The organism is Monashia sp. HAY1-2A (assembly GCF_056755315.1).
This window is the reverse complement of record NZ_JBNDHY010000152.1, coordinates 1-10,252: the sequence shown is the minus strand read 5'-3', so window position 1 is coordinate 10,252 and position 10,252 is coordinate 1. Positions and strand designations below refer to the sequence as shown.

Genomic DNA, 10,252 nt, shown 5'->3' with positions numbered 1-10,252 from the left:
GGTACATGCAGGTCCTGTCCGACGACCTGTGCACCAAGCTCGAGGGCAAGGTCATCAACATCCACCACTCGTTCCTGCCGAGCTTCAAGGGGGCCAAGCCCTACCACCAGGCGCACGCCCGGGGTGTGAAGCTCATCGGCGCGACCGCGCACTACGTCACGGCGGACCTCGACGAAGGCCCCATCATCGAGCAGGACGCCGCCCGGGTGGAACACTCGCTCGAGCCGGACGAGCTCGTCGCGGCCGGCCGCGACGTCGAGGTCCAGGTGCTTGCCCGGGCGGTGACCTGGCACACCGAGCACCGCGTGCTGCTGGGCCAGAACCGCACCGTCGTGTTCCGCTGACCGTCCCTCTCCCGAGCCATCCACCGATCGCCCTCCAGAAGGAGCCATTTCTCATGCCAAGCACCGTCAAGGGAGTCATCGCCCGCGCCAAGGGTGAGCCCGTCGAGGTCGTGGACGTCATCGTGCCGGACCCCGGGCCCGGCGAGGCCGTCGTCACGATCCAGGCCTGCGGCGTCTGCCACACCGACCTGCACTACCGGGAGGGCGGCATCAACGACGACTTCCCCTTCCTGCTCGGCCACGAGGCCGCCGGCGTCGTCGAGTCCGTCGGCGACGGCGTCACCGAGGTCGCGCCGGGCGACTTCGTCATCCTCAACTGGCGCGCCGTGTGCGGCCAGTGCCGCTCCTGCGCCAAGGGCAAGCCGCAGTACTGCTTCAACACGCACAACGCCACCCAGAAGATGACCCTCACCGACGGGACCGAGCTCTCCCCCGCGCTCGGCATCGGCGCCTTCATCGAGAAGACGCTCGTCGCGGCGGGGCAGTGCACCAAGGTCGACCCCCAGGCGCCGGCGGCTGCCGCCGGTCTGCTCGGCTGTGGCGTGATGGCCGGCTTCGGCGCCGCCGTCAACACCGGCGGCGTCACCCGCGGGGACTCGATCGCGGTGATCGGCTGTGGAGGCGTCGGCAACGCCGCGATCGCGGGGGCCGCCCTTGCCGGCGCGTCGAGGATCATCGCCGTCGACGTCGACGACCAGAAGCTCGAGTGGGCCAAGGGCTTCGGGGCCACCCACACCGTCAACTCGAAGGACGTCGACCCCGTCGAGGCGATCCGCGAGCTGACCGGCGGCTTCGGCGCCGACATCGTCGTCGACGCGGTCGGCCGCCCCGAGACCTACGAGCAGGCCTTCTACGCGCGCGACCTCGCGGGCACCGTCGTCCTCGTCGGCGTCCCCACACCGGACAAGCAGATCACCCTGCCGCTGATCGAGGTGTTCGGCCGGGGCGGCGCGCTCAAGTCGAGCTGGTACGGCGACTGCCTGCCCTCGCGTGACTTCCCGATGCTCGTCGACCTGGCCCAGCAGGGCCGCTTCCCGCTCGCCGACTTCATCACCGAGACGATCGACCTCGACGACGTGGAGAAGGCCTTCGACAAGATGCACCACGGCCAGGTGCTGCGCTCGGTGGTCCAGCTGTGAGCGGGTCCCTGCGCGTCGACCGCGTCGTCACCTCGGGCACGTTCAGCCTCGACGGAGGCACCTGGGAGGTCGACAACAACGTCTGGGTCGTCGGTGACGAGCTCGAGTGCGTCATCATCGACGCGGCGCACGACGCCGGCCCGATCCTCGACGCGGTCGGCGGCCGCACCGTCGTCGGCATCCTGCTCACGCACGCGCACGACGACCACATCGGCGTCGCCGAGCAGCTGAGAGAGGCCACCGGCGCACCGACCTACCTCCACCCCGAGGACCGGATGCTGTGGGACCGGGTGCACGTCAACGGGCCCGACCACAAGCTCGACGACGGCGACCGGATCGCGCTGGGAGACACGCAGGTCCACGTGCTGCACACCCCCGGCCACGCACCCGGGGCGTGCAGCTTCCACGTGCCCGAGCTGGGGCAGGTGTTCACCGGGGACACCCTGTTCCAGGGTGGACCGGGAGCCACCGGACGCTCCTTCAGCGACTTCCCGACGATCATCGAGTCGATCACCGAGAAGCTGCTCAGCCTGCCCCCCGAGACCGTCGTGCACCCGGGCCATGGCGCGGACACCACCATCGGCGCCGAGGCCCCGGACCTGCCGGCCTGGCTGTCCCGGGGTCACTGACCGACCTCCGAGGAGGGCACCGGCCAGGTGACTGCCTACCTCGACCACGCCGCGACGACGCCCATGCGAGCGTCGGCCATCGCAGCCATGACCGAGCAGCTGTCGACCGTGGGCAACGCCTCGTCGCTGCACACCGCGGGCAGGGCCGCCGGCCGGGCCGTCGAAGAAGCGCGCGAGCGACTGGCCCGGACCGTCGGTGCCCGACCGTCGGAGGTGATCTTCACCTCCGGCGGCACGGAGTCGGACAACCTCGCCGTGTCGGGGACCTTCGCGGCCAGACGCGAAGCGGACCCGCGCCGGGCCCGCATCGTTGCCAGCGCCATCGAGCACCATGCGGTGCGTGACTGCGTGGAGCACCTCGTGGCCCGGCGCGGCGCGCGCGTGACCTGGGTCCAGCCGGACGCCGAGGGTCTCGTGACCCCCGCCGCCGTGCGCGAAGCCGTCGCCGCGGACCACGAGTCGGTCGCGCTGGTGACGGTCATGTGGGCCGGCAACGAGGTGGGCACGGTCCAGCCGGTCCGCGAGATCGCTGCCGTCGCCCACGAGTTCGGTATCCCTTTCCACACCGACGCCGTCCAGGCCTTCGGGCACGTCCCCGTCGACTTCACGGCGAGCGGCGCCGACCTCATGACCATCACGGCGCACAAGACCGGTGGCCCACTCGGTGTCGGGGCGCTGGTGGCCCGGCGCGACGCCCGGCTCGTGCCCTTGAGCTTCGGCGGCACGCAGGAGCGGCACCTTCGCGGGGGCACGCTCAACGTGCCGGCGATCCGGGGCTTCGCGGCCGCCGCCGAGGAGTCCGTGGCCGTGCGGGACGCCGAGGCAGCCCGCCTGGTCGTCCTGCGTGACCGTCTCGTCAGCTCGGCGCTCGAACTCGGTCTCGGCATCACGGTGACCGGCGCCTGGGAGCCCGGCGACGACATCCGGCGACTGCCCGGCAACGCGCACCTGCTCGTGCCGGGCTGTGACGGCGACTCCCTCCTCCACCTGCTCGACGCTGCCGGCGTCGGGTGTTCCAGCGGGTCCGCCTGCCAGGCCGGCCTGCCGCAGCCGTCCCACGTGCTGCTCGCCATGGGCGTGCCGGAGGAGCGGGCGCGGGGCGCGCTGCGCCTCACCCTCGGGCACACGTCGACGGACGATGACGTCGATGCCTTCCTGGCGGCCCTGCCTGCCGCCGTCGAGCGGGCCCGCCGACCGCTCAGGGGTCTGGACCGGCTCGGGCTCGCCGGCTAGCTGGCAGGCGACCGGCGGCTCGCGCGCTGCGTCCCGGCTCGCGCGCTGCGTCCCGGCTCGCGCGCTGCGTGCCGGCTCGCGCGCTGCGTCCCGGCTCGCGCGCTGCGTCCCGGCCCGACGCCCTCGGACAGGCGGTACCGTGGACGCGTCGGGACCCACGGAGGACCAGACCACATGACAGAGGCTCTCGCCAGCACGCAGGTCCCGGGGCACCTTCCCGCCGAGGTGACGACCTTCGTGGGCCGGCGCTTCGAGCGTCGCGCGATCCGCGAACGGCTGTCGGAGTCGCGCCTGGTCACGCTGACCGGGTTCGGCGGTATCGGCAAGACGCGTCTTGCGCTGCGCGTCGCCGCGGACCTGCGGCGGATCTTCCCCGACGGCGTCTGCTTCGTGTCGCTCGGAGCATTGAGCGAGGCGGACGGTGTGCCGGACCAGATCGCCGGGGCGCTGGGACTCTACGGGCGCTCCGCCCAGTCCGGCACGATCGCGGTCGTCGAGTACCTGAGGAAGCGCGGTCTCCTGCTCGTCCTGGACGACTGCGAACACCTCGTCGACGTGGTGGCCGTGCTGGCCGACACGATCCTGCGCAGCTGCCCGGAGGTACGGATCCTCGCCACCAGTCGAGAGCCGTTGCGGGTCGACGGTGAGGTGGTGCACGTGGTGTCACCGTTGACGTGTCCGGCGCCGGAGGAGCCGGGCGCGAGCAGGCTGCAGCAGTACGAGGCGGTCCAGCTCTTCCTCGACCGTGCGCGCGCGAGCCTTCCCGGCTACGAGCTGACCGAGGGGAACCGTGCCGCCGTCGCCGCGATCTGTCGCAGGCTGCAGGGCATCCCGCTGGCGCTCGAGCTGGCAGCAGCGCGACTTCCGACCCTGTCCGCGACCGAGATCGAGCAGGCCCTGACCGACCAGTGGGAGCTGCTCAGCCGGGGCCGACGCACGGCGCCCCGTCGACACAGCACCATGGCCGCCTGCATCGAGTGGACCTTCGACCTCTGCACCCCCGCCGAGCGCAGGCTCTGGGCCAAGGCCGCCGTCTTCGTCGACGGCTTCGAGCTGGACGCCGCGGCTGCGGTCTGCTCCGCCCCGGACGACGAGGAGCCGATCGCCGAGACGCTGGCCTCCCTCGTCGACAAGTCCGTGCTCGCGACGACCCGGGGCGAGACCGCCACCCGGTTCCGGATGCTCCCCCCGATCCGGCAGCGCGGCCTGACCGAGCTGACGCGCATGGGGGCCCTCGACGAACAGCAGCGCCGGTACTGGCAGTTCTTCGTGGCCATGGTCGGCAACGCGCACGACGGATGGCTCAGCGACCGCCAGCTCGCGTGGATCGACAGAGTGGGACGCGAGCTGGGCAACCTGGCGGCGGCCCTGGAGCTCTGCGCGGCCGAGCCTGACGCGCTCGACGCCGGTCGCTGGGCGTGTGCGCACCTGCTCGAGTACGTCCATGTCCACGGCGTCTTCCGGCAGGGGCGGCGCTGGTGCGAGAGACTTCTCGCCGTCGACGGCGGGGATCCGACGGCGCGGTCCCTCGCGCTGCGAAGCGCGTGCTGGTGGGCTGCCCTGCAGGGAGATGTCGAGTCGGCCGTGCCTCTTCTCGAGGAGGGCAGGGCACTGGCGAGCGGGCTGGGCGGCGAGACCGAGGTCCTCCTCACCGAGGCCGCCGGGCTGGTGACGATGTACGCCGGCGACATGGACGCTGCGCAGCGCTTGCTCGACGACGCGGTCCGCGGCTTCTCCGCCTCGGGCAACGCGGCCGAGCTCGCGCACTGCTGGATGCTGCTGGCCATCGTGAGCACATCGCTCGACGACGGGGACCGGGCCATGGCGTGCCATCGCGCCTGCCTCGAGATCACCCAGCCGGCCGGTGAGACGTGGCTCCGGTCATGGTCCCTGTGGGCAGCCGGCCTGGCGAGCTGGGCACGCGGTGAACGACAGCCGGCGCAGCAGCTGCTGAAGGAGAGTCTGCGCCTGGAGCAGGTCATGGGCGAGCGCCTCGGCATCGGCGCCACGCTCGAGGTGCTCGCGTGGGTCGACGCATCCGCCGACCCCGAGCGGGCGGCGGTGCTCATGGGCGCGGCGCAGAACGAGTGGGACCGGATCGAGGCGTCGATCCAGACGCTTCCCGAGCTCGAGGTGCGGCACGAGTCCTCCCTTGCCGGCGTGCGTGCCTCGCTCGGGGAGGAAGCCTTCGACCGTGCATGGTCACGCGGCCGGTCGATGCAGCAGGCGAGCGCGATCGCCTTCGCCCTGGAGGAGACCCCCTCGAGGCGCGCGCTCCCGCGCACCCAGCCGGCGGCACCCGACGTGCTGACGCGGCGCGAGCGACAGATCGCCGGGCTGATCCACGAGGGACTCAGCAACCGGGAGATCGCCGACCGGTTGGTCATCTCCCCGCGCACGGCGGAGGCTCACGTCGAGCACATCCTCACCAAGCTCGGGTTCACCAACCGCGCCCAGGTCGCTGCCTGGTTCGCGGGTCAGTCGCACGGCTCCGAAGAGGGGTGACCTCGGCACACCCGCGGGGCCGTCGGCGCCTCCGACACGGCCGCGCGCCCGGGTGGCCCGGTCCTCCCGGCGGCCAGCTGGTACCTGCGCCCGCAGGTCCGCTAGAGAACCCGGCGGACCGAGCTCTCGAAGTGCACGGAGTGCTGCAGCGCCAGCTGCGCAGCCTGGTCGCCATCACCACCGGCGATGGCTCGGAGCAGGTCGATGTGCTCGCGAATGTGCTCGTCGATCGACGGGAGCCGGTCGAGGACCACGCACCAGATGCGCGTCGCGAGGTTGTCGAGCCGGATGAGCGTCTCCTCGAGATGCTCGTTGCCGCAGGCGCTGTAGATGAGGCGGTGCACGTCGATGTCGTACTGCATGAGGGCCCGGTTGCTCTGACGCCGCCCGTCCATCGCGGCGATCTGGTCGGCCTTGGTCAGCAGCTCCTGCCGGCTCTGGGGGCGCGCACTCGCCGCCGCCCGCCGAGCGGCCAGCGGTTCGAGCACCGCGCGCATCTCGGACACCGCCGCGAGGTCCGTGATGTCCACCTGGGTAGCGAACGTCCCCCGGCGGGGATAGGCCACGACGAGGTGGTCGAGCTCGAGCTTCTTGAGGCTCTCACGGATCGGAGTGCGGCCGATCCCGAGCTCGAGCGCGAGCGCCTGCTCGTTGATCGGCGCACCGGGGGCGATGTCGAGCATGATCAGCCGGTCGCGGATCTCGTGGTAGGCCCGCTCGGCCATGGAGAGGTAGCCGTCCTGGCCGGCCCCGCCGACCACCGTATCGAGACTCATCGCTGCACTCCCTCTTCCGCCCGCCCTCGACCATCGCCACCCCCGTCCCGCTGAGACGGGGGCACTCAGCCCATTGACCTGCGGCCTCGTTAGACATATCGTAACACCGAGGTTGATATATCAGTCGCCGACCAGACAGATATCAGGAGTGGTGAGATGACGATCGACGGACCGGGCCGAAGCACGGTGCTCTCCGACCGCCCCCGTGAGGGCGTCTCCGACGGTGTCCTCGACGGGGCCCTCGCGGACCTGGACGCCGAGGTGGCGGGCGCCATCGGTCACGAGCTGGAGCGCCAGCAGAGCACCCTCGAGATGATCGCGTCGGAGAACTTCGCTCCCCTCGCCGTCATGCAGGCGCAGGGCTCGGTGCTGACGAACAAGTACGCCGAGGGCTACCCCGGACGGCGCTACTACGGCGGCTGCGAGCACGTCGACGTCATCGAGTCCCTGGCTCTCTCACGGGTCAAGTCCCTCTTCGGCGCCGGCTTCGCGAACGTCCAGCCCCACTCCGGCGCGCAGGCCAACGCGGCGGTGATGCATGCCCTCCTGCGCCCGGGTGACACCATCCTCGGGCTCGAGCTCGCGCACGGCGGCCACCTGACTCACGGCATGCGCCTCAACTTCTCCGGACGCCTGTACAACATCGTCGCCTACGGCGTCCGCGAGGACACCCATGTCATCGACATGGCGGAGGTGGAGCGGCTCGCCCACGAGCACCGTCCCGCGATGATCATCGCCGGCTGGTCGGCGTACCCGCGTCAGCTCGACTTCGCCGAGTTCCGTCGCATCGCCGACGCCGTGGGCGCCGTCCTCTTCGTCGACATGGCGCACTTCGCCGGGCTCGTCGCCGCGGGGCTGCACCCGTCGCCGGTCCCCCACGCGCACGTCGTCAGCTCGACCACGCACAAGACCCTCGGCGGCCCGCGCGGCGGCATCATCCTGACCAACGACGCCGAGATCGCCAAGAAGATCAACTCGGCCGTCTTCCCGGGGCAGCAGGGCGGCCCGCTCGAGCACGTCATCGCCGGCAAGGCCGTCGCCTTCAAGCTCGCCGCCTCCGAGGAGTTCGCGCAGCGACAGGCACGGACGCTGCGGGGAGCAGCGATCCTCGCCGAGCGGCTTCAGGCCCCCGACGTCGCGGCGCGCGGCATCAGCGTGCTGACCGGAGGCACCGACGTGCACCTCGTGCTCGTCGACCTGCGCCACTCCGAGCTCGACGGCCAGCAGGGCGAGGACCTGCTGCACTCGATCGGCATCACCGTCAACCGCAACGCCGTCCCCTTCGACCCCCGACCGCCGATGGTCTCCTCCGGTCTGCGCATCGGCACACCCGCACTGGCGACGCGCGGCTTCGACGCGGACGCCTTCGCGGAGGTCGCCGACATCATCGCGACCGTCCTGGCCGCGGCGCCGGGCACCGCCGACATCCCCGCCCTGCGTGCGCGGGTCGACGCGCTGACCGTCCGGTTCCCCCTGTACCCCGGCATCCGAGGAGGCGTGGCGTGAACCAGCGCGAGCTCCCGCAGCACCCCGACTTCCTCTGGTCCAACCCCGAGCCCAAGAAGAGCTACGACGTCGTCATCGTCGGCGGCGGCGGTCACGGCCTGGCCACGGCCTACTACCTCGCCAAGAACCACGGCATCACGAACGTGGCTGTGCTCGAACGGGGTTGGCTCGCCGGCGGCAACATGGCCCGCAACACCACGATCATCCGGTCGAACTACCTGTGGGACGAGTCCGCCGCCATCTACGAACACTCCCTCAAGCTGTGGGAGGGCCTCGAGGAGGAGCTCGGCTACGACATCTTCTTCTCCCAGCGCGGCGTGCTGAACCTCGCCCACACGCTGCAGGACCAGCGAGACTCGATCCGCCGGGTCGAGGCCAACCGGCTCAACGGCGTCGACGCCGAGTGGGTGGACGCGCAGCAGGTCAAGGAGCTGTGCCCGATCATCAACATCAACGACGACATCCGCTACCCCGTCATGGGCGGCACGTTCCAGCCGCGCGCCGGCATCGCCAAGCACGACTGGGTGGCCTGGGGCTACGCCCGCCGGGCGGACGAGCTCGGCGTCGACCTCATCCAGAACTGCGAGGTCACCGGCTTCGTCATGGACGGTGACCGCGTCGTCGGGGTCGAGACCTCCCGCGGACGGATCAACGCCGGCAAGGTCGCCCTGTGCGCCGCCGGGCACACGTCGGTCCTCGCCGACATGGCCGGCTTCCGCGTGCCCATCCAGTCCCACCCCCTGCAGGCCCTGGTCTCCGAGCTGCACGAGATGGTCCACCCCACCGTCGTCATGTCGAACCACGTGCACGTCTACGTCTCCCAGGCCCACAAGGGCGAGCTCGTCATGGGCGCCGGCATCGACACGTACAACGGCTACGGGCAGCGTGGCTCCTTCCACGTCATCGAGCACCAGATGTCGGCGGCCGTCGAGCTCTTCCCGATCTTCGCCCGGGCGCACCTGCTGCGCACGTGGGGCGGCATCGTCGACGTGACGCTCGACGCCTCGCCTGTCATGGGCCGCTCCCCCGTGGACCACATGTATGTCAACTGCGGCTGGGGCACGGGCGGCTTCAAGGCGGTGCCGGGCGCCGGCTGGGCATACGCGCACACCATCGCCCACGACGAGCCACACCAGCTGAACCGGGCCTTCGGGCTCGAGCGCTTCGTCAGCGGCGACCTCATCGACGAGCACGGCGCCGCCGCCGTGGCCCACTGACGCGAAAGGGACGTCCATCATGATGCTCATCGAGTGCCCGTACTGCGGCCCCCGCAACGAGCCCGAGTTCGCTTACGGCGGGCAGGCCCATGTCGCGTACCCCGAGGACCCGAACGCCCTGTCCGACGAGGAGTGGGCCCAGTACCTCTTCTACCGCGACAACCCGAAGGGCTCCTATGCCGAGCGCTGGGTGCACTCGGCCGGTTGCCGCAAGTGGTTCAACGTCATCCGCAACACCCGAACGTACGAGATCCAGCACGTCTACCGCCTCGACCAGGCCCGTCCGGACCAGGTCGCGGCAGAACCCACCACGAGCAGGCAGGAGGCATGAGCATGGGCCTCACCTCATCCGACCAGCCCAACCGACGTCCCAAGGGTGGCGCGGTCGACCGTTCCCGACCACTGACCTTCACGGTCGACGGAAGCACCCTCACCGGGTTCGTCGGTGACACGCTCGCGTCCGCGCTCGTCGCGAACGGTCGACTGCGTGTCGGGGACTCCATCTACCTGCGCCGGCCCCGCGGCATCCTCACCGCGGGCGTCGAGGAGCCCAACGCCTTCGTCCGGGTCAACGGGGCCCACAACGAGTCGATGCTGCCCGCGACCACCCTCGAGCTGACCGACGGTCTCGACGTGACGCTCCTCGACGGCATCGGTGTGCTCGACGACCGTCCCGACCCGGCGGAGTACGACAAGGTGCACGTCCACACCGACGTCGCCGTCATCGGGGCCGGCCCGGCCGGTCTCGCAGCCGCCCGCGCGGCGTCCGCCAGCGGCGCGCGCGTCATCCTGTTCGAGCAGGACTTCGCGCTCGGCGGATCGCTGCTGTCGGACCGCACCGCGATGGTCGAAGGCCAACCTGGCGCGGAGTGGGTCGCCGGCGTCCGTGCCGAGCTCGAGGCC

At 71.2% G+C, this 10,252-nt stretch carries 10 protein-coding genes; 9 read left to right on the top strand and 1 reads right to left on the bottom strand.

The features are described 5' to 3' along the window. From ACPYOM_RS18035 to ACPYOM_RS18015, 5 genes are all read left to right on the top strand, one after another. A partial coding sequence (locus ACPYOM_RS18035; protein ID WP_481347014.1) for a formyltransferase family protein occupies positions 1-344 on the top strand: 344 nt, incomplete at its 5' end. Between the two features lie 53 nt (positions 345-397). Next, a complete protein-coding gene (locus ACPYOM_RS18030) occupies positions 398-1,483 on the top strand; it encodes an S-(hydroxymethyl)mycothiol dehydrogenase (protein WP_481347013.1) in 1,086 nt (361 codons plus the stop codon). Further along, complete coding sequence (locus ACPYOM_RS18025) at positions 1,480-2,112, top strand: MBL fold metallo-hydrolase (RefSeq protein WP_481340077.1); 633 nt, start codon at positions 1,480-1,482, stop codon at positions 2,110-2,112. The genes ACPYOM_RS18030 and ACPYOM_RS18025 overlap by 4 nt, the downstream gene beginning before the upstream one ends. Positions 2,113-2,139: 27 nt before the next feature. Next, positions 2,140-3,345 carry a cysteine desulfurase family protein gene (locus ACPYOM_RS18020; protein WP_481347012.1) on the top strand — a complete coding sequence of 402 codons (1,206 nt, stop codon included), beginning with the start codon at positions 2,140-2,142 and terminating at the stop codon, positions 3,343-3,345. A 174-nt stretch (positions 3,346-3,519) separates the two neighbouring features. Then, entirely contained in the window at positions 3,520-5,850 is a 2,331-nt protein-coding gene (locus tag ACPYOM_RS18015) for an ATP-binding protein (protein ID WP_481347011.1), read from the top strand. 101 nt (positions 5,851-5,951) lie between these two features. Here ACPYOM_RS18015 and ACPYOM_RS18010 read toward each other — a convergent pair whose 3' ends face one another. Continuing rightward, complete coding sequence (locus ACPYOM_RS18010) at positions 5,952-6,626, bottom strand: GntR family transcriptional regulator (RefSeq protein WP_481347010.1); 675 nt, start codon at positions 6,624-6,626, stop codon at positions 5,952-5,954. A 156-nt stretch (positions 6,627-6,782) separates the two neighbouring features. Between ACPYOM_RS18010 and glyA the strand changes: the two genes are divergently transcribed. The 4 genes from glyA to ACPYOM_RS17990 all read left to right on the top strand — a co-directional run. Further along, positions 6,783-8,132, top strand: coding sequence for a serine hydroxymethyltransferase (gene glyA / locus ACPYOM_RS18005; protein WP_481340064.1), 1,350 nt, complete (start codon positions 6,783-6,785; stop codon positions 8,130-8,132). Continuing rightward, a complete protein-coding gene (locus ACPYOM_RS18000; RefSeq protein WP_481340061.1) occupies positions 8,129-9,349 on the top strand; it encodes a sarcosine oxidase subunit beta family protein in 1,221 nt (406 codons plus the stop codon). The genes glyA and ACPYOM_RS18000 overlap by 4 nt, the downstream gene beginning before the upstream one ends. 19 nt (positions 9,350-9,368) lie before the next feature. Then, a complete protein-coding gene (locus ACPYOM_RS17995) occupies positions 9,369-9,680 on the top strand; it encodes a sarcosine oxidase subunit delta (RefSeq protein WP_481347009.1) in 312 nt (103 codons plus the stop codon). 2 nt (positions 9,681-9,682) lie between these two features. Then, on the top strand, positions 9,683-10,252 hold a 570-nt coding region (locus ACPYOM_RS17990; protein WP_481347008.1), incomplete at its 3' end, for an FAD-dependent oxidoreductase.